Source organism: Puniceibacterium antarcticum (assembly GCF_002760615.1).
Classification (GTDB): Bacteria; Pseudomonadota; Alphaproteobacteria; order Rhodobacterales; family Rhodobacteraceae; genus Puniceibacterium; species Puniceibacterium antarcticum.
Genome location: NZ_AWWI01000164.1, coordinates 41,919 through 60,580 on the forward strand (window position 1 = coordinate 41,919; position 18,662 = coordinate 60,580).

General features: G+C 61.9%; 16 protein-coding genes. 8 read left to right on the forward strand and 8 right to left on the reverse strand.

All coding sequences use genetic code 11. The features are described 5' to 3' along the window. Nucleotides 1-3: 3 nt before the first annotated feature. The 3 genes from P775_RS22915 to P775_RS22925 all read right to left on the reverse strand — a co-directional run bounded on the left by P775_RS22915 (nt 4) and on the right by P775_RS22925 (nt 3,115). Nucleotides 4-192 carry a DUF6494 family protein gene (locus P775_RS22915; RefSeq protein WP_099913159.1) on the reverse strand — a complete coding sequence of 63 codons (189 nt, stop codon included), beginning with the start codon at nt 190-192 and terminating at the stop codon, nt 4-6. A 120-nt stretch (nt 193-312) separates the two neighbouring features. Beyond that, the gene (gene map / locus P775_RS22920; RefSeq protein WP_099913160.1) at nt 313-1,062 is read right to left on the reverse strand and encodes a type I methionyl aminopeptidase; all 750 of its coding nucleotides are present in this window, start codon (nt 1,060-1,062) and stop codon (nt 313-315) included. An 88-nt stretch (nt 1,063-1,150) separates the two neighbouring features. After that, nucleotides 1,151-3,115 carry a 4Fe-4S binding protein gene (locus P775_RS22925; protein WP_099913161.1) on the reverse strand — a complete coding sequence of 655 codons (1,965 nt, stop codon included), beginning with the start codon at nt 3,113-3,115 and terminating at the stop codon, nt 1,151-1,153. Between the two features lie 162 nt (nt 3,116-3,277). Between P775_RS22925 and P775_RS22930 the strand changes: the two genes are divergently transcribed. From P775_RS22930 to P775_RS28265, 8 genes are all read left to right on the forward strand, one after another. Then, nucleotides 3,278-3,850, forward strand: a complete 573-nt coding sequence (locus P775_RS22930) for a DUF3305 domain-containing protein (RefSeq protein WP_342749687.1) — start codon at nt 3,278-3,280, stop codon at nt 3,848-3,850. After that, a complete protein-coding gene (locus P775_RS22935; RefSeq protein ID WP_099913162.1) occupies nt 3,847-4,524 on the forward strand; it encodes a DUF3306 domain-containing protein in 678 nt (225 codons plus the stop codon). Before P775_RS22930 ends, P775_RS22935 begins: the two co-directional genes overlap by 4 nt. After that, nucleotides 4,521-5,132, forward strand: coding sequence for a TorD/DmsD family molecular chaperone (locus tag P775_RS22940; RefSeq protein WP_180287548.1), 612 nt, complete (start codon nt 4,521-4,523; stop codon nt 5,130-5,132). Before P775_RS22935 ends, P775_RS22940 begins: the two co-directional genes overlap by 4 nt. A 106-nt stretch (nt 5,133-5,238) precedes the next feature. Then, nucleotides 5,239-5,427 (forward strand): ubiquinol-cytochrome c reductase iron-sulfur subunit N-terminal domain-containing protein, encoded by a 189-nt coding sequence (locus P775_RS22945; protein ID WP_099913163.1) that lies wholly within the window; start codon nt 5,239-5,241, stop codon nt 5,425-5,427. Nucleotides 5,428-5,526: 99 nt separating this feature from the next. After that, nucleotides 5,527-8,517, forward strand: a complete 2,991-nt coding sequence (locus P775_RS22950; RefSeq protein WP_099913164.1) for a formate dehydrogenase subunit alpha — start codon at nt 5,527-5,529, stop codon at nt 8,515-8,517. 14 nt (nt 8,518-8,531) lie between these two features. Next, a complete protein-coding gene (fdh3B, locus tag P775_RS22955) occupies nt 8,532-9,125 on the forward strand; it encodes a formate dehydrogenase FDH3 subunit beta (RefSeq protein WP_099913165.1) in 594 nt (197 codons plus the stop codon). A 169-nt stretch (nt 9,126-9,294) separates the two neighbouring features. After that, nucleotides 9,295-10,491: a formate dehydrogenase subunit gamma gene (locus P775_RS22960; RefSeq protein WP_099913166.1), complete on the forward strand. Its 1,197-nt coding sequence runs from the start codon at nt 9,295-9,297 to the stop codon at nt 10,489-10,491. Then, complete coding sequence (locus P775_RS28265) at nt 10,488-10,637, forward strand: hypothetical protein (protein WP_180287549.1); 150 nt, start codon at nt 10,488-10,490, stop codon at nt 10,635-10,637. The genes P775_RS22960 and P775_RS28265 overlap by 4 nt, the downstream gene beginning before the upstream one ends. Here P775_RS28265 and P775_RS22965 read toward each other — a convergent pair. The 5 genes from P775_RS22965 to P775_RS22985 form a co-directional block, all read right to left on the reverse strand. Beyond that, on the reverse strand, nt 10,623-11,948 hold the full coding sequence (locus P775_RS22965) for an aspartate aminotransferase family protein (RefSeq protein ID WP_099913167.1): 1,326 nt from the start codon (nt 11,946-11,948) through the stop codon (nt 10,623-10,625). The two genes, P775_RS28265 and P775_RS22965, sit on opposite strands and share 15 nt — an antisense overlap. A gap of 215 nt (nt 11,949-12,163) precedes the next feature. Next, entirely contained in the window at nt 12,164-13,135 is a 972-nt protein-coding gene (locus P775_RS22970; protein WP_099913183.1) for a C45 family autoproteolytic acyltransferase/hydrolase, read from the reverse strand. Nucleotides 13,136-13,150: 15 nt separating this feature from the next. Next, nucleotides 13,151-14,614: a biotin carboxylase gene (locus P775_RS22975; RefSeq protein WP_099913168.1), complete on the reverse strand. Its 1,464-nt coding sequence runs from the start codon at nt 14,612-14,614 to the stop codon at nt 13,151-13,153. Nucleotides 14,615-14,635: 21 nt separating this feature from the next. Beyond that, nucleotides 14,636-17,374 carry an aminotransferase class I/II-fold pyridoxal phosphate-dependent enzyme gene (locus tag P775_RS22980; protein ID WP_099913169.1) on the reverse strand — a complete coding sequence of 913 codons (2,739 nt, stop codon included), beginning with the start codon at nt 17,372-17,374 and terminating at the stop codon, nt 14,636-14,638. A 78-nt stretch (nt 17,375-17,452) separates the two neighbouring features. Next, a complete protein-coding gene (locus P775_RS22985) occupies nt 17,453-18,409 on the reverse strand; it encodes a carbon-nitrogen hydrolase family protein (RefSeq protein WP_099913170.1) in 957 nt (318 codons plus the stop codon). Nucleotides 18,410-18,662 lie beyond the last annotated feature (253 nt).

Consider the following 18,662-nt stretch of genomic DNA (forward strand, 5'->3'; position numbering starts at 1 on the left):
GTCTTATCCCTGGATCTTGCCGGTCACGACATGTTCGAGGTCGAGACCATCAACCGTCAGGACCATCTTGGCCTCGAACGTCTTGCCTTCGGTGTCGGGCATGTTGCGCATGGCCTCTTCGATGGCCTGCTGGCTGGTGACGCCAACCTGTTTGAGAAACTTGCGCATCGACATGTTGAAATCTTCGCTCATCCGATCCCTCCCTTGGGTCCTGTGAAGCAGTGTTGGGTGTAGGCGAGGCCTTCTGGGCTTGCAAGTCACACATTCTGGCGGGAGACCTGACCCATCAGCCTGGCACATCAGCCTGGCCCATCAGCCTGGCATGGTCACGACAATAGCGCCCCGGTCCGTTGCGACCACCGTATGCTCGTACTGCACGACAGGGGCGGCGGGTTCGCTGTAGAGCGTCCAGCCGTCCGTGCCATCGGCAGCCAAGAGCCCGCCTTTGGACAGGAAAGGCTCTACAGTCAGCACAAGCCCCTTGTTGATCCGGCGCTTTTCACTGCGCGTCGGCCAGGTTGGGATTTCCTCTGGATATTCATGCAAGGACCGCCCCACGCCATGGCTCGCCAGGTTGCGGATCAGCGTATAACCGCGATCCGCAGCAAAGCGCCCGATGGCCGTGCCGATCCCTGCCAGAGGCTTTCCAGCACCGACCTGCGCGATCCCGATCTGCATGGCGCGCTTGCCGTCGTGGCAGAGCCTGTCCAGCGAGGGGCGCACAGCCGAGACGCGGAATGTCGCCCCGGTGTCGGCAAAATATCCGTTTTTCGAGGCAGAAACGTCGATATTGACCAGATCCGCCAACGCAATGATGCGATCGCCCGGAATGCCGTGGGCGATTTCCTCGTTCACACTGATGCAGGTTGCCCCCGGAAAATCATAAGCCGATTGCGGGGCTGACACAGCACCGTGCCGTTCGAGCCATTTCCGCCCGATTTCGTCCAGCTCACCCGTCGTCATGCCGGGTTCCATCGCCTTGGCCATGGCGTGCATGGTGTTGGCGACAATCCGGCCGATGTCCCTGAGGCCGTCCAGATCTTCCTGCTGTGTGATCGTCATGCCATGATCCCTTCTCAAGCAGCGGCAAAGCTGAAGGCTTTCTGCAAATATCCGTTCTGTCCCGCCATCTGGCTGGGAATGCGGCCCCTCAGTGATCCCTGCGCTTGGGCGGGCCGTCGGTGCGGTAGTCGTCGCTGGTGCGCACACGGCGCGGGGTGCCCATGGCAAAGGGGTTGTCGTCCGAGTGATACTGCGCCTTGATGCGGCAGGTGTCACACATCTGGATCATGCGGGCGGTCTTTTCATTGGCGAACATCGCGTGTTTGCCGGCCAGCTTTTCCACCACCTTTTCGACCGTGGATTTCACACCGAACAGCGCGCCGCAGTCGATACAGGCAAAGGGGTCTTCTTCGTTCAGGACACGCTGGGACAGGGCGGAATCGCTGAGATCCATCTGGGGGAGCAGTTCGATCGCCTTTTCCGGGCAGATCGTCGCACAGATGCCGCATTGCAGGCAGGCGTCTTCCTGAAACAGCAGTTGCGGCTTGTCCTCATTGTCGCCCAGCGCGCCCGAGGGGCAAAGCGAGACGCAGGAAAGGCAGAGGGTGCAGGCGTCTTTGTTCACCAAAACAGCACCGTAGGGCGCGCCTGCGGGCAGTGGCAGGGTGCCGCCCTGAGGGTTCAGCGCCTTGGCGGCGACGCGAGTGACCTGACGGCGGGTGCCGATGGGCAGGACGGGGGTGACAACGGCCCCTGCCCGCGCGGCGGCGTAAAGATGATCTGACAGGGCGTCGGGGTCACGCATATCGAGCAGCGCAACTGCCTCTCGCCCACTAAGGGCATTGGCGAGCGCGGCTTCGCCCTCTGGCGTGTCACGTTCGGTGCGGGGGGCGAGCAGGATATCGACAGAGGCAAAACCGCAGGACAGGGCGGCCATCATCTCTGCATGGCCAAAACCGGCCAGCGCGTCGATTTCCAGCGGGATCACATCCGCAGGCAGGCCGCGGCCGAAGCGGGCGGAAAGGCGGATCATTTCGGCCCCGTCGGCGTCATGCACCAGCAGGCGCGGATCATGGCCCCCGGCGCGGCGGTAGGTGCCCGACAGCGTGTCGAGACGGCGAAAGACCGAGGACACCGGCGGCGCGTCATAGCTGATCGCACCCGAGGGGCAGATGGCGGAACACGCCCCGCAGCCCGCGCAGATCATCGGATCAATCGCAACATGGTCCCCCGCCGAGGTGATTGCGCCGGTGGGGCAGATGTTGAGGCATTTCGAACAGCCGGTCTGTTCGGCGCGGGAATGGGCGCAAAGCGATTCCTCAAGCCGCACGTAAAGCGGCTTTTCGAAAGTGCCGACCATCTGCGCCGCCTCGGCTGAGGCCTCCGCTACAGCGACGGGCTGGCGCGGATCGGCGCGCAGGTAACCTTCGCGCTTTTGGGGCGCGGGGAAGAGGGGCGTGTTGCCGGTGAGGTCGAGGATGATGTCACATTCGGACAGCGCACCGTCGCGCGGATCGGTGAAAGAAAACGCGCCGCGCCCGCCGGGCAGGAGCTGCTGAAAGGCGTCGATGCGCAGATGGAAGCCGCCCAGCGCGCCTTGGGCCCGCCCCAGATATCCCCGGATCACGTCAAAACGCCGGTCCACGGGCAGATCATCCAAATCCGTCTGCAGCACGGTCACGGCCAGATGATCACAAAGACGTGTGGCGGCAGCAAAGGCGACATCCCCCGCGCCCAGGATCAGGCAGGTGCCTTCGGAGACGATATCAAGCGAGCGCGCGGCAGGCAGGGTCAACGCTGCCTCGGCGGCCAGCGCGGCCATCTTGGGCGCAGGGGTTGTGCCCTTTTCGGACCAGCCGGCGCGGTCGCGCAGATCGACGAAACCGGGCGTCTCCGCCCCCAACTCCTCGGCTAAGGCCTCGAAATATGGGCGTTCCTGCTGACAGGCGACAAGCACATCGCCCGCCATCAGCGCGGCTGCGGCCTGTTCGGACTGATGTTGGCACAGGCCGGTGTAAACCTTTGAACAGCTCAGCCCCGTCGCCTTGCCGATGGTGTCGGCATCGACCGTCTGGCTGCCCAGACAATCACACAGCAGCAGCGTTTTCCCCATGTCTCTCTCCTTTGGCAGGACCGCGCGCCCCTTGCCTGACCCGGTGTCGGGACATGGACAAAGCGCCCCCAGAAACCTATGCTTTCCGAAAATATAGTCCCGCGAATACCGAAGCCCGGGGCCGGGCACAAGCGCCGCCCCCTGCCACGCAAGGGAGAAGCCGTGTACCTTCAGGACCAGAAAAGCATCAGCATGCCGATTGGTGTGGTGATTCAGCGTCGCCCCGGAGTCACCCGATGGGCGAAATGGGTCTGGACGCCGGTCGCCGTTCTGCCCGGCGCGCCAGCGGCCGAATGGAAGACATTGCGCGAGGTTGGTCAAACGGTGGAGTATCACGCCGCGACAGTGCCGCTGACCCTGTATCGCGGTGAGGCCGAGGCCTACAAGGTCGCACTGTCGCAGGCGGAACCGTCGGTTTATGTGATCTTGCGCGCGGCGCCACATGGGGCGACTTGGCCCTATCACGTGCATCTGGTCACCGCCTCGCCGCACGAAGCGCAGCTCTATGCGGAAAGCGGCGATGAGATCGTCGAACGTGTGGTGATGCCCGAGGGGCTGCTGTCCTGGGTCGGCGCCTATACGCAGGCGCATTACATCGAAGAGGCCTTCGTCAAACGCAAGCGGCGCCCGTATAAGGAAGAAGAAAAGGAAGACGGCATCGGCGATGCCCGTATTTCACAGGCAAGCGATGTCTACCGCGCCCCCGGATCCCTGCGCAAGAAAGACGAGATATGAGCCGAGAGACCGAAGGCGGTTCCGCAAACCGCGACACGGAAGGCGGCTTCTGGAGCCGTCGGCGCGCCCGCGTGGCCGAAGAAGAGGCCGCCGAGGTCCGCGCAGGGGAGGTTGCGGCAGAGGAGGCCGAGGCCGCCCGGCTGGCGGCAGAACAGGCCGAGAAGTCGGATGCCGAGATCCTCGCCGACTTCAACCTGCCCGACCCGGACGATCTGATCCCCGGTCAGGATATCGCGGGTTTCATGCACAAGGCGATTCCCGAACATCTGCGGCGGCGTGCCCTGCGGCGGCTGTGGCGGCTGAACCCGGTGCTGGCCGTTCTGGACGGCCTGAACGACTATGACGGCGACTTTAGCAATGCAGCAACCGACGCGCCGGGGGTTAAGACATCCTATCAGGTTGGCAAGGGGTTGCTGCGTCACGTCGAGGCGCTGGCCCGGGCAGAAGCAGATAAAGTTGCGTCTGAAAGCGCGGAAATTCCGGAAGAGGCGGCGCTGAGCGTAGAAAATGCAGTCATGCGGGACATTGCGCAGGAAATTCCCGATGCTGCACCTGCATCTACGACCAAGGTCGTAGTGTTGACGTCGGAAAATGATGAGAAAAGTGAGCCATATGAAGGGGATCCGGTGCCGCAGCGCCGTATGCGATTCACCTTTGAGACGGAGAATAAATGATCAGCCCCGCCGCCGCGACCATAGAAATCACCCCCGAAGATCGGCTGCGCGCCGATCTTTACAATTTTATGGGCGTGCTTCTGGCCGGGCCTGCGGATGCAGGGCTGCTGTCGCAAACTGCGGGCCTGACCGGGGATGAGACGGATCTGGGGCGTGCCATAGCGCGGCTGGCAGATTGCGCGCGCAGTGCCACGCCGAAGGGTGTGACCCGCGAATTCAACGCCCTGTTCATCGGGCTGGGCCGGGGCGAACTGCTGCCCTATGCCAGCTATTACCTGACCGGGTTCCTGAACGAAAAACCGCTGTCGATCCTGCGCAATGATCTGGCGGCACGGCGCATCAGCCGTGCACCAAATGTTTACGAACCCGAGGACAACATCGCCACGATGATGGAAGTGATGGCCGGGCTGATCGTGGGGCGCTTTGGCGCGCCTGCGACGCTGTCGGATCAACGCGTCTTTTTCAACCGGCATGTGGCGCCATGGGCCGGGCATTTCTTTGCCGATCTGGAAAAGGCGAAATCCGCGATGCTGTACAGCGCGGTCGGATCTGTCGGCCGGGCGTTCATGGAGATCGAGCGCGAGTCCTTCCGGCTCGGCTCTGCCTGAGGCGCAAAAATTGGCCGGAGCAATCCGGCAACCTGCGGCGGGCGCACCCCGTCCTGAGACAAAGCGATCCACCCGTGGGTCGTTCAACACCACAGGGAGACAAATCATGTCCAAGAAAGACGAGACGGCGAAAAGCCGGCGCGATTTTCTGAAACTGGCCGGTACGGCGGGTCCGGCGGCGGTTGTGGCCGTGGCTGTCAGCGGCACAGAGGCCGAAGCGGCCCCTGCCCCGGCGGATGGCAAGATGCAGGACACTGCGCACACTCGCGCCTATTTCGACAGCGCCCGGTTCTGAACACACCGGACGCCCAATGATCCATCGCCAGACCGCGGGCACGCCGCTGGCTTACCAAGCCAAACCTGACGGCTGTGTCGGGCAGCAAGGGAGCGTAATATGCTGAGAAAAAAAACAAATGGGGTGGCACGTCGGTCCCAGCGCACCGGCATCCTGTCCGACATTGCCGGATCGTCGGTTGACCGCCGCGCGTTTCTGCGCGGCTCCGGCCTTGCCATCGGGGGCCTTGCCGCCATCGCCGCCACCGCCGGATCGGTGACGCAGGCGACCGCCGAGACCGCCGTGAACGGCGCGATCAAAACCGTCAAGACTGTCTGCACGCACTGTTCCGTCGGCTGTACCGTTATGGCAGAAGTTGAAAACGGCGTCTGGACCGGGCAGGAACCTGGCTGGGACAGCCCCTTCAACCTCGGCGCGCATTGTGCCAAGGGCGCATCGGTGCGCGAGCTGGCCCATGGCGAACGACGCCTGAAATACCCGATGAAGAAAGTCGGCGGCGACTGGGTCAAGATTTCCTGGGATCAGGCAATCAACGAAATCGGCGACAAGATGCTGTCGATCCGCGACGAAAGTGGTCCGGATTCGGTCTACTGGCTTGGCTCTGCCAAGCACAGCAACGAACAGGCCTATCTGTTCCGCAAATTTGCCGCCTACTGGGGCACCAACAACGTCGACCATCAGGCGCGCATCTGCCATTCGACCACCGTTGCGGGTGTTGCGAACACATGGGGCTACGGCGCCATGACGAACAGCTACAACGACATCCACAACTCCAAGGCGATCTTCATCATCGGCGGCAACCCGGCAGAGGCGCATCCCGTGTCGCTGCTGCACCTGCTGAAGGCGAAAGAGCAGAACAACGCGCCGTTGATCGTGTGTGATCCGCGCTTTACCCGCACCGCCGCCCATGCGGATGAATATGTCCGCTTCCGGCCCGGTTCGGACGTGGCGCTGGTCTGGGGCATCCTGTGGCACATTTTCGAGAACGGCTGGGAGGACAAGGAGTTCATCCGCACCCGTGTCTGGGGCATGGATCAGATCCGCGAAGAAGTTGCCAAATGGACCCCCGAAGAGGTCGAGCGCGTCACCGAGGCCCCCGCAGCGCAGCTTGAGCGCGTGGCGCGCACCCTTGTGAACAACCGTCCCGGCACCCTGATCTGGTGCATGGGCGGCACGCAGCACACCAACGGCAACAACAACACCCGCGCCTATTGCATCCTGCAGCTGGCGCTGGGGAACATGGGCACCGCCGGCGGCGGCACCAACATCTTTCGCGGCCATGACAATGTGCAGGGTGCGACCGACCTTGGCGTTCTGGCCGACACCCTGCCGGGTTATTACGGCCTGGCACCGGGAAGCTGGGCCCACTGGGCGCGCGTCTGGGAAGAAGACCTGGACTGGCTCAAGGGTCGTTTTTCCGTCATGCCGGGCGCCGGAGAGGGCGGCAAGGACCGGCTGATGATGGAGGAGACGGGGATTCCCGTGTCCCGCTGGATCGACAGTGTGCTTGAAGACCGCGAAAACATCGACCAGCCGGACAATACCCGGGCGATGGTTCTATGGGGCCATGCGCCCAATTCGCAGACCCGCCTGCCCGAGATGAAGACGGCGATGGAAAAGCTCGACCTGATGGTTGTGGTTGATCCCCACCCCACTGTGTCGGCCATCATGCAGGACCGCACAGATGGGTTGTATCTGCTGCCCGCCACGACGCAGTTCGAAACCTACGGCTCTGTGACGGCATCCAACCGGTCGCTCCAGTGGCGCGAAAAGGTGGTCGAGCCGCTGTTTGAAAGCAAGGTGGACCACGAGATCATCAAGCTGTTCGCGGACAAGTTCGGCTTCACCGACCGCATGTTCAAGAACATCACGATAAATGGCAACGAGCCGCTGATCGAGGACATCACCCGCGAGTTCAACCGCGGCATGTGGACGGTCGGTTATACCGCGCAGTCACCCGAGCGGATGCGCAAGCATATGCAAAACCAGCACACCTTTGACCGCACCACGCTGCGCGCCAATGGTGGCCCGGCCGATGGCGATTTCTACGGCATGCCGTGGCCCTGCTGGGGCACACCCGAGATGAACCATCCCGGGTCGGCCAACCTTTATGATATGTCGCTACCAGTGGCACAGGGTGGCATGGGCTTCCGCGCGCGTTACGGTGTGGAGCGCAATGGCGACAACCTGCTGGCCGAGGGCGTCTATCCTGTCGGATCAGAGATCGAGGACGGCTATCCCGAGTTCAGCATGCAGATGCTGATGGATCTGGGTTGGGACGGTGATCTGACCGCCGAGGAGCGTGCGAGCATCGAAAAGGTCGCAGGGTACACTGCCCCCGAAAACGCGGGCGATGGCACCCAGGAAGTCGGCGAGACATCGCAGACCGGTGAGATGAAGTCGGATTATGCCGGGCAGGTCGGTGGTATCAACTGGAAGACCGATCTTTCGGGCGGCATCCAGCGTGTTGCGATCAAACATGGCTGCGCGCCTTATGGCAATGCCAAAGCCCGCGCCGTGGTCTGGACCTTCCCCGATCCGGTCCCGCTGCACCGCGAGCCGCTTTATTCCAACCGGCGCGATCTGGTGGCAGATTATCCGACCTATGAGGACAAGAAGTTCTGGCGCGTGCCGACCATGTACGCCTCGATCCAGAAGAACGACTTTTCCAAGGACTTCCCGACCATCCTCACCTCTGGCCGTCTGGTCGAATATGAGGGCGGCGGGGACGAGACCCGGTCGAACCCCTGGCTTGCTGAACTGCAGCAGGACATGTTCATCGAGATAAACCCGCGCGACGCCAACAATGCCGGTGTGCGCGACGGGGCCATGGTCTGGGTCTATGGACCTGAGGGCGGCAAGATCAAGGTGATGGCGATGGTCACCGAACGTGTGGGCAGCGGCGTCGCCTTCATGCCCTTCCACTTTGGCGGCTTCTCGCAGGGGGAGGACCTGAGGTCGAAATATCCAGAGGGCGCTGATCCTTACGTGTTGGGGGAATCCACCAACACCGCACAGACCTATGGCTATGACAGCGTGACACAGATGCAGGAGACCAAGGCGACTCTGTGCAGAATCGAAGCAGCATAAGGAAGATTTGAACCATGGCACGAGCTAAATTTCTCTGCGACGCCGAACGCTGCATCGAATGCAACGCCTGCGTCACAGCCTGCAAGAACGAACACGAGGTGCCCTGGGGCATCAACCGCCGCAAGGTGGTCACGATAAATGATGGCTCGCCCGGCGAGCGTTCGATCTCGGTCGCCTGCATGCATTGTTCGGACGCGCCCTGCATGGCCGTCTGCCCGGTGGATTGTTTTTACCAGAATGAGGAAGGCATCGTTCTGCATTCCAAGGATCTGTGCATCGGCTGCGGCTATTGCTTTTACGCCTGCCCGTTCGGCGCGCCGCAATATCCGCAGGCCGGCAACTTTGGTTCGCGCGGCAAGATGGACAAATGCACCTTCTGTTCGGGCGGTCCGGAAGAGGACAACTCCCAAGCCGAATTCCAGAAGTACGGTCGCAACCGGATCGCGGAAGGCAAGCTGCCGATCTGCGCCGAGATGTGTTCGACAAAGGCCCTGCTCGCCGGTGACGGCGATGTCGTGTCATCGATCTACCGCGAACGCGTCGTGGCGCGCGGTTTTGGATCGGGCGCATGGGGCTGGGGCACGGCCTATGACCAAAAGGGCGGCTGAGCCTTTGTGAGATCAGGGCCAGCGCAGCCATGTGCCGCGCTGGCCCTGCTTTTGTTCCGCCAAGCGGACCCTTCCCGATCCCCCGCGTGCCGGGGTGTCTGGAACAGTCCGATGCACGCGCCGGTCATCCTGGCACGTCGATCCAACCGGAGACTCCTGGGAGCCTGCCATGAAAACCCTTTATTCCCTTCTTGTTCTGCTGGCTCTTGGGCTTTCGCCCCTGCCCGCCGCATCACAAGCCGTTGTGCCACCTGCAGACTCTGCCGCGCCCAACCCGGCGCCCAAACTTGAGGACATCCTGCGCCGCCAGCAGGATCTGAAGGTCGATGACAGCCTGCGCGAAAATATGATCGGGGACGCCGCAACTGCTGCGCCCGAAAGAAGCGCGCTTGGCACACGTGGCGGTGCCTCGGACCCGGATCTGTGGCGCGCCCTGCGGTTTGACGAGGCGGATGTGACCACCCAACAGCGCGGCCCCGCAGCAAAGACGCTGATCCAGGACAACGGCATGTGGTGGCTGAACTTCCGCCACGGCCCGCTGATCACCTATGGTGGTTGGCTGTTGCTGGGCACCATAGGTGTGCTCGCACTGTTCTACCTGATCCGGGGACGTGTGCGCATCGAGGGGGAGAAGACAGGTCACAAGATCGAACGGTTCAAATTTATTGAGCGCATGGGTCACTGGCTGCTGTCGGGATCGTTCGTCATCCTTGGCGTGACCGGCCTGCTGACGCTGATGGGGCGCAAATTCCTGATCCCGGCCTTTGGTCATGAGGCGTTTTCCACCGTCGCCATCGGGTCAAAGTGGGTACATGACAACGTGGCCTGGGCCTTTATTCTGGGGCTCGTCATGGTCTTTGTCATGTGGGTCGTTCACAACATTCCCGACCGCACCGATGTGATGTGGATCCTGCGCGGGGGCGGTTTGTTTGGCGGCGGTCATCCGGATGCCAAGAAGTTCAACGCAGGGCAAAAGATCGTCTTCTGGTCGGTGATCCTTCTGGGGACATCGATCTCCGTTTCGGGCATTTCGCTGTTGTTCCCGTTCGAATTGCACCTGTTCGGACCAACATTTGCGCATCTCAACGACTGGGGCGTGCCGCAGATGCTGGGCTTTGGCCCGCTGCCCAGCGACCTCAGCCCGCAGGCCGAGATGCAGTACAGCCAGCTGTGGCATGCAATCGTGGCCTTTGTGCTGATGGTGGTGATCCTGGGCCATATCTATATCGGCACGCTTGGCATGGAGGGCGCATTTGACGCCATGGGCAGCGGCATGGTCGAAGAACAATGGGCCAAGGAACACCACAACCTTTGGGTTGCCGAGGTCAAGGAACGCGAAGCCCGCGCCAAGGGAGCGAGATCATGAAAGCCTTTGTTCTGGGCATCGTCCTGATCGCCGTCATCGCCGTCGGCGCGAATATTGCATTGGAAAATATAGGGTTTTCCCAGGCGAACATCAGCATCAGTTCTGACAAGGTCCGCCTGGGGGATGCCGCGTCAGACCGGGAGTGACGCATCGAGCGCAAAGCCGAGCTTGTCCACAAGCTCCGCGATCTGCGCGTCTTCGATGATGAAAGGCGGGGCGAGCAGGATGTGATCGCCGGTCTTGCCGTCGATTGTGCCGCCCATCGGATAGCAGATGAGACCCGCCTCGAACGCGGCGGCCTTGATATGTGCCGCGAGTTTCAGGGCCGGATCAAACGGGGCCTTGGTTGTGCGATCTGCGACCAGTTCGAGGCCCACAAAAAGGCCCCTTCCCCGGATATCCCCCACATGCGGGTGCTGACCAAAGCGGTCCTGCAGCGCAGCGCTGAGCGCATCCCCTTGTTTTTTCACGTTTTCCAGAAGACCCCGGTCAAGCACGGAGCTGACGACCGCGAGGCCTGCGGCAGCGGCGGTGGGGTGACCCAGATAGGTGTGGCCATGCTGGAAAAACCCGCTGCCCGCGCCGATGGTGTCATAGATTTCCGAGGTGCAGAGCATCGCGCCGATGGGCTGGTAGCCCGCACCCAAGCCTTTGGCAATGCAGAGGATATCCGGCGCGACGCCATCCTGTTCGCAGGCAAACAGCGTGCCGGTGCGCCCCATGCCGCACATCACCTCGTCCAGGATCAGCAAGATGCCGTATTGATCGCAGATTTCGCGGATGCGTTTGAAGTAGCCCGGTGCGGGGGCAAGCGCGCCTGCCGTGGCGCCGACGACGGGTTCGGCCATGAAGGCCATGACGCTTTCGGGACCGACGCGCAGCAGTTCTGCCTCCAGCAGATTGGCGGAGCGCAGGCCATAGTCGGCGTCAGATTCCCCTTCGTTTTGAAGGCGATAGGGGTAGCAGGGGTCGATATGGCTCATGTCCAGAAGGAGCGGGGCGAATTGGGCACGGCGCCATGCGTTGCCGCCTGCGGACAGCGCGCCGATGGTGTTGCCATGATAGCTTTGCTTGCGCGCGATCAGCCGGCCCCGGTTGGGGTCGCCCCGTTCCACGTGGTATTGCCGCGCCAGCTTGATCGCGGCCTCTGCAGCCTCTGATCCGCCTGAGACCAGATAGACCCGGTCGAGCGTGCCGGGAGCGTTGGCGATCAGAAGATCGGCAAGCTTTTCAGCGGGTTGCGAGGTGAAAAACCCGGTGTGGGCATAGGCAAGCTGGTCGAGCTGCGCCTTGATCGCGGTGATCACCGTGGCATCGCCATGACCAAGGCAGGAGACGGCGGCGCCGCCCGAGGCGTCGAGATACTGCTTGCCGGTGGAGTCGATGAGGTAACAGCCCTTGCCGCCGACAGCGGTTGGCGGGGTGGATTTCATCGAACGGGGAAAGATGTGGGACATGGGTCAGATCCGGTGCTGGAAAGCGTGTGGCATATGTATGGAAACCGTATGGCTGGCGTCGGGGGAGTTTGGGCCAATGTTGCCCTGAGCTGCAAGGTCGAACCGGGGGCCGGCCCCCGGACCCCCGGGATATTTTTGGGCAGATGAAGGCGCAAGGCGGCGGAGCCGCTGTGACGTGTTCCGCTCGGGCCCGCAGGACTGGGCGTGGGGCTGGTTCAGGCGGCGCCGGGGAGGTTGACCTGGCGCGCGCCCTCTTCGAACGAGTCGAGTGAGAGCGGCCAGGTGGTGCCGGGCCAGCGGATTTCCATCTGTTTTTTGCGCGGGCGATAGATGGCGGTGTAGAGCGTGCCGAAGCCGTAGCTGAAGGCCGTGGAATAGAGCGGCGGTTTGAGGAAGTTCGAGATGAACTTTTCCTCGGTGTCGCGGTGCAGGCTCATCCGATGCAGCAGGTAACGTTCGCGTTCCACCGTGGCGGTGAAGCGCGCATGGCTGATCCATTCGACGTTTTCCTGATGGTTGGTCGCGACCGCCGCATGGGTGATCAGGGTGGCGCGGTCCGGTGCCATCATGGCGGTGAGGTATTTGCGGTTCCGATCCACCACGGTCACATTATAGCTCATGTGGGTGGGGACGCGGGAGAGGACCTGCCCCGCCTCTTCGGTGGTGGTGCAGGTCTGCAGCACATAGCGCAGGATGAGCGGCACGCCGAAGCCTTCGCCCACCACGCGCCGCCCGCCGAAGGTGAGCGAGATGGCGAGGCCTGCATCGTTCATGCCATCAACCAGCCCCCAGAGACCATCGGAGGTGCCCATGACCTTGCGGCCCATCCAGCCGGTGCGCAGGATCAGCGAATCAAACGCGGCCGGGTTGTAATCATAGTTGCGCACCAGCACCGGCGCCTTGCCGGGCCAGAGCGCCTGTGAGCAGCCCGAAAGATAGGGCGGCGGGCAGTAGAAGGAGAGGAAGCGCGCCGCCTGATCGCCGCCGCCCGCCAGTTCGCAGAGCTGATCATAGAGCGGCAGCATTTCGGGCATGTGCCGTTTCAGCATCCGCTGGCTTTCCCTATAGGAGGCGCGGACCTCGTCGCCTTCCTTGAGCCACCATTTGAGGTAGGCCGGCCAGTATTCTGCGAACAGCCCGGCCCATTTCGGGCCAGGCTGATCTTCGGATATGGCACGCCAGTACATGGTCATGCAGCTGCTTTACATGATCTTGAAGGCGGGGTCGAAATGGGCCGCCGGACCAGCCTCGGCCACAGGAAGCGGACGGCCAGTGACGCAGCTTTTGATACCATGGATCCACTTTTTCGCCCGCTCGTTGAGCATGAAGTTCTTGGTCATCGAGCGGCCCCGGGTCACGAGGATGCCGATATCCGCGCCCTCATAGCGGTAATCGCCCGGGCGGAGGATGCGCAGGAAGAAGGCTTCGTTTTCGCTCTCGACGGCGCGGCGGTGATAGTCGAAGCGGTCATAGACCACACGGCCATCTTCGAGCATGCGGTAGATGCCGGTTTCCGGGGCGCTGGTGCAGATGTCGACGGAATCGTCGGTGTGTTTGATCACCATCTGCGACCATGAATCGATCATGTCCGGGTTGGCCCAGCGGGCGTTCAGCTCGTCCACATCCAGGTTGAATTTCTTTTTCGAGAATTCCAGCAGGTGGAAGAGGAAGAGCGGCGCATCGGCATGGGCAAATGCCGCGTGGTTGGTCATCGACGACGCACCGGTGATGCGGGGGTTGAGTTCACCCAGCCAGAGGTCGCCGGTTTTCTTGTCGATCAGGAAATCGAGTTCGAAATAGCCCCGGTAGCCTTCCTTGCGCAGTTGTTCCCCGAATTTGAAGGTGAGGTCGCGGGCCTGCTGGCGCACCTTGGGCGGAAAGGCGGTCGAGAGGATTTCATTGCCGCACCAGCCGCCGCGATAGGGGGTCAGATCCTTGAAGCCGACAAGTTCGGTCATCAGCGGGCCGACGATGGTGCCTTCTTTGGTGGCGCAGGCCTCGATCGCGGAACCGCGGCAATCGATCCGTTTCATGATCTTGATTTCGCCCTCGCCGATGATTTCGGATTCATGGCGGCGGAAGTCAGCCTCGGATTTGATGAAGAAGGTCGTGTGACCGCTGTCGCCAAAGGCCGATTGCAGCACGAGGTCGTGGCCGATGCCGGCCTTTTCGGTGATCTCGCGCAGGTGGTCGTAGCTTTCGACCACGGACAGGGTGTTGGGCACCGAGGGCACGCCGGCCTTGTTGCCGATGCGCACGGTTTCGATCTTGTTGTCCATGCTGCTGCGCAGTTTCGCCTTGGGGAACCAGACATCGGCGCCAAGTTCCTTGGACAGGCGTTCGGTTTCTTCGTCAAACATCAGAAAGACGAAATGCGGCTTGCCGCCACGACGTTTGATGAAATCAATCACCTCCTTATGCTGGAGGAGGTAGTTGTTGATGTCCTCGATGCTCTGGAATTCCGCATGGGGCTGTTCACTGGGGCAGAAGACGTTCGGGTGTTTGCCGTCGTAGCAGTCGATGTAGCAGATGTATTTGAAGTTCTTCACCCATTCATCAAGGCCGAGCAGGTTGAAGTTTGTCGCCGAGATGAAATAGATCGGATCGTCGTTGCGGTGAAAGAACCGGCGGATTTCCGAGATGTTGTTGAGTATGGTCGTTGCCATGGGTGGGGTTCCTCTCTGTTATTATTCGGCAGCTGTGGCAAGTTTGGCGCGGCCGAGTTTGGCAAGCGCCTCCTGGGTGAAGACGCGCAGGCCCAGATCCGGGCGGTAGCCGTGGATTTCACTGACATCGAGCGCGCGCATGAAGCTGAGGATTTCCTGGCTGACGACCTGTCCGGGGACGAGGATGGGAAAACCGGGCGGATAGGGGATGATGAAGGAGGCGGAGACGATTTCCTGACCTGCATCCATCGCCTCTTTCAGCGATCCGTTGAGTTCGAGGTAGTCGCAGTTGTTTTCGTCATAGCTGAGGAAAAATGCCGTGCGAATGTCGCCTTCGGGGGTGCCGTTATCGGCGCGGAAGGCGTCATGAAAGCGGGAGAAGTCGGGCAGCGGCGGCAGATCCTCCATCAGATTGCGCACGCGACGGTTGAAGGCGAGGCGTTCCATCTTGGAGGCGTCGTCGAGCAGGTCATCGAGGGATTTCGCGATTTCGACCAGCACTTCGATCAGGTAGGCGACCGAGGAGCGCGTGGTGCCGATGTTGGTCATGAAGAGGACGGTGTTGCGCGAGGTCTTGTTGATCTGGATGCCGTATTTGTCCATCAGGATCTGGGTCTTGAAGGTGTCGCCATCCCAGCCGGTGCCACCGACGGCGAGGGTGACGCGGGTGGGGTCGAGAACGAATTCATCCTTTTCCCAGCAATCCCAGAGGTCGGTCCAGCCCTGTTCGGGTTCATAATAGCTCTCGACTCCCGACTCGCGGTGCGCCTCGGGGATCATGTCGCCGGCGGTGAGAACCTTGAAATACTTCTGCAGCAGCGGATGGGTCGAGATGGCACGGCGCATGGACATCGCCGCCTCTATCTGGCGCTGGACGAATTCGAAGCCTTCGAGTTCGACCTGACGGCGGCCCACATCCAGCGACGCGATGATCTGGTAGTTCGGAGAGGTCGAGGTGTGGGTCATGTAGGCTTCGTGGAAGCTTTGTTCGACCTCACCTTTGAAGTCCTGATCGTTGACGTGGATCATCGAGCCCTGCCGCAGGGCGGTCAGGGTCTTGTGCGTCGATTGCGTGCCATAGACCCGCACCCGCGCGGTGGGCGGCGGGATCAGGCGGGTTTTGAGCAGGGTTGCGTCGTCGGCATCCTTGAGCTTGGCCTTTTGTTTTTCATAGGCCTTGGCATGTTCGGGGCTGCGCAGGCGTTCACGCAGCACGTTGGCCGCACTCATTGCGGTGCGGGTGCGGTAGGTGGGGTTGAAGCGGGCAAAGGCGAACCATGCCTCGTCCCAGAGGAAGACGAGATCGGGTTTGATCGCGAGGCATTCTTCCATGATGCGTTCGACGTTGTAGACGATACCGTCAAAGGTGCAGTTGGTCAGCAGCAGCATGCGCACGCGGTCAAGCTTGCCCGCCGCCTTCAGTTCCAAGAGCTGTTTCTTGATGTCGTGCAGGGGGACCGCGCCATACATCGAATATTCATTCAGCGGATAGCTGTCGAGGTAACAGACCTGCGCGCCCGCCAGCACCATGCCGTAATGGTGTGACTTGTGACAGTCGCGGTCCACCAGAACGATGTCGCCGGGGCGCACAAGCGCCTGGACCACAATCTTGTTGCAGGTCGAGGTGCCGTTGGTGGCAAAGAAGGTCTGTTTCGAGCCGAAAGCGCGGGAGGCAAGTTCCTGCGCCTCTTTGATGGGGCCGTGCGGTTCGAGCAGGGAGTCGAGGCCACCCGAGGTTGCGGAGGTTTCGGCAAGAAAGATGTTGGGGCCGTAAAAGGCGCCCATGTCCTGAATCCAGTGACTGCGGGTGATGGATTTTCCCCGGCTGATCGGCATGGCGTGAAAGACGCCGGTGGGCTGTTTGGAATAGTTCACGAGGGCCGTGAAAAACGGCGTCTTGTAGCGCGCCTGCACACCGCGAAGGATGTTCAGGTGCAGCTCCATAAAATCTTCCTGATTGTAGAACACCCGACGGCAGATCCCGAGGTCGAGCCCGGCGATATCTTCGACCGAGCGTTCGGTGACAAGGTAGGCATCAAGTTCCGGGCGGACCTTGGCGATCAGGCGGCAGAGTTCGGGACCATAGTCACGCGGGCGCAGGGAATCGAGTTCATCCTGACGTTCAGCATGATCGAGGTAACGCGACAGCAGCGGCATTTCGAGTTTGGATTTCAGGGTAAGGCCGGGGCGCACGACGATGGCCTGAATGTTGTGGTTGAAGAGCACCGCAATCAGCGCGTCCTCGAGGCTCGGGACCACAACCGCCTCGTACTGAAAGGGATCTTCGGGGCGGCGCATCCGGGTGACGTTGGATTTCAGCCAGCGTTCCTGATGTTCGTTCACATCATCGACGATCAGCACCTCGAAATAGGGTTTGGTCATGGCGCGGGCTTCGGGCGACAGCATCGCCTCGTCATCCTGTTCGTCCTTTTCCGAACTGTCCTTGTCCAGCGGGATATGACGGCGGCGATAGGCGCCCGAGGTCAGCGCCCGCAGCGCGCGGTGGACGGAATAGGCGAGATCTTCGAAATGGCCAGAGGCATATTGGCGGCGCATGTAGTCAAAGGCCTGCATGCCGGGAAAGGCCCAGTAGGGTTCGATCACCTCAAGTGCGGTCCAGAGTTGTTCGACCCGCTTTTTCACCGCCGCGATGTGACGGTCGTTGCCGCCCTGGGCAAGGGCGTCGGTGGCTTCGCGCAGGGCGGCCCATCTGTCGGACCGCAGCTGGACCGCCGAGTAGTATTCGTTCACGGATTGCATCGCTTCTCTCCCCAATGGGCGGAAGACCTCGCGACGCGACGCGGGGGCGCAGTCAAGCGCCCCAACAGGCGGGCGGGATCAACCGCTGGATGTTTTTCCCATGACCGCCTGGATTCCCAGGGGCGGGTTCGGTTCGACGTCAGGGCCGCTTGCAACGTCCACATGCAGCCCGGCACGGCTGCCCTGCCCCTGCATCTCAAGCGGCCCGAGCGTGTAAAGATAGGCGTCCGAGCCGCTGGCGCGGTCGTAAACCGGAAAGTCGTTGGACCGGTCGCGGAAGGATTTGAGCACCTGTCCCAGACCCTTCATTCCCGCCTCGCGCTGGCGGCGCACCACATCAAGGTCCACCTCGATCGGGAACATGTCCTCTTGTCCTGCGGACTGGTGCAGCACCGTGGCGCTGGGATCGACGACGATGGATTTGCCCACGCCCCCTGCCCCAAGGCCGTTGACCGCAAAGACATAACACTGGAACTGCGCAGCAGTGGCCCGTGCGATGGCGAGTTCGGCGTCGCGGTCGGTGGTGCCGGTCAGCACCGGGTTCAGGATGACCTCGGCGCCCATGGAGGTGAGCTGGCGCGTGGTTTCCGGGAACCAGATGTCATAGCAGATCGACAGGCCAAAGCGGCCGACGTTCGGCACGTCAAAGACGCAGAATTCGGTGCCTGCGGTGATACCAGCCTCATACGGGCGGAACGGGAACATCTTGGCATAGCGCGCGATGATCAGCCCGTCGGGATTGATCACCACGGCGGTGTTGCGGATCAGCCCGTCAGCGCCGCGTAGGAACATCGAGCCGGGGATCAGCCAGACACGGTGGCGGCGCGCGGCCTCACACAGGCGGTCAATCGCCTCGTTTTCGGGCGGAAGCGCGTAGCGGTCGAGCGGGCCGAAGGCGGCCAGTTCAGAAAACAGGACCATCTGGGTCCAGGGAAAGCGCGCCATCAGCACCTCAAGCCGGTGGAGGATACCATCGACGTTGGACTGGGTGGCCTGGACGTACATCTGCACGCCTGCGATTGCGAAAGGGGTCATCGGGAACAGTCTCCATTGGCGCGGAAACACCTGTTGGGGCTGGTGTCTGGTATGTCCGCTTCCCGCATGTCTTACGCGCTGCTGGCGGGCACGAAAACCTGCAAGCCCGGCAAATGCGACAGATCGGTGACGATCCGTGCCAGTTTCGTGGCGTCAGGCTGGCTGGGTGCCAAAAGAGTGATCAAATCGGCCGGATCTGCCGCCGCGCAGGCAGCAGATCCATGCGGGAAAGGCGTGTGTGGGGCCACGCGGT

Excerpts from the sequence above, each read along its gene's own strand:
- P775_RS22915 (WP_099913159.1), bottom strand. The coding sequence starts at position 192 with ATGAGCGAAGATTTCAACATGTCGATGCGCAAGTTTCTCAAACAGGTT.
- map (WP_099913160.1), bottom strand. The coding sequence starts at position 1,062 with ATGACGATCACACAGCAGGAAGATCTGGACGGCCTCAGGGACATCGGC.
- P775_RS22925 (WP_099913161.1), bottom strand. The coding sequence starts at position 3,115 with ATGGGGAAAACGCTGCTGCTGTGTGATTGTCTGGGCAGCCAGACGGTC.
- P775_RS22935 (WP_099913162.1), top strand. The coding sequence starts at position 3,847 with ATGAGCCGAGAGACCGAAGGCGGTTCCGCAAACCGCGACACGGAAGGC.
- P775_RS22940 (WP_180287548.1), top strand. The coding sequence starts at position 4,521 with ATGATCAGCCCCGCCGCCGCGACCATAGAAATCACCCCCGAAGATCGG.
- P775_RS22945 (WP_099913163.1), top strand. The coding sequence starts at position 5,239 with ATGTCCAAGAAAGACGAGACGGCGAAAAGCCGGCGCGATTTTCTGAAA.
- P775_RS22950 (WP_099913164.1), top strand. The coding sequence starts at position 5,527 with ATGCTGAGAAAAAAAACAAATGGGGTGGCACGTCGGTCCCAGCGCACC.
- fdh3B (WP_099913165.1), top strand. The coding sequence starts at position 8,532 with ATGGCACGAGCTAAATTTCTCTGCGACGCCGAACGCTGCATCGAATGC.
- P775_RS22960 (WP_099913166.1), top strand. The coding sequence starts at position 9,295 with ATGAAAACCCTTTATTCCCTTCTTGTTCTGCTGGCTCTTGGGCTTTCG.
- P775_RS28265 (WP_180287549.1), top strand. The coding sequence starts at position 10,488 with ATGAAAGCCTTTGTTCTGGGCATCGTCCTGATCGCCGTCATCGCCGTC.
- P775_RS22965 (WP_099913167.1), bottom strand. The coding sequence starts at position 11,948 with ATGTCCCACATCTTTCCCCGTTCGATGAAATCCACCCCGCCAACCGCT.
- P775_RS22970 (WP_099913183.1), bottom strand. The coding sequence starts at position 13,135 with ATGTACTGGCGTGCCATATCCGAAGATCAGCCTGGCCCGAAATGGGCC.
- P775_RS22975 (WP_099913168.1), bottom strand. The coding sequence starts at position 14,614 with ATGGCAACGACCATACTCAACAACATCTCGGAAATCCGCCGGTTCTTT.
- P775_RS22980 (WP_099913169.1), bottom strand. The coding sequence starts at position 17,374 with ATGCAATCCGTGAACGAATACTACTCGGCGGTCCAGCTGCGGTCCGAC.
- P775_RS22985 (WP_099913170.1), bottom strand. The coding sequence starts at position 18,409 with ATGACCCCTTTCGCAATCGCAGGCGTGCAGATGTACGTCCAGGCCACC.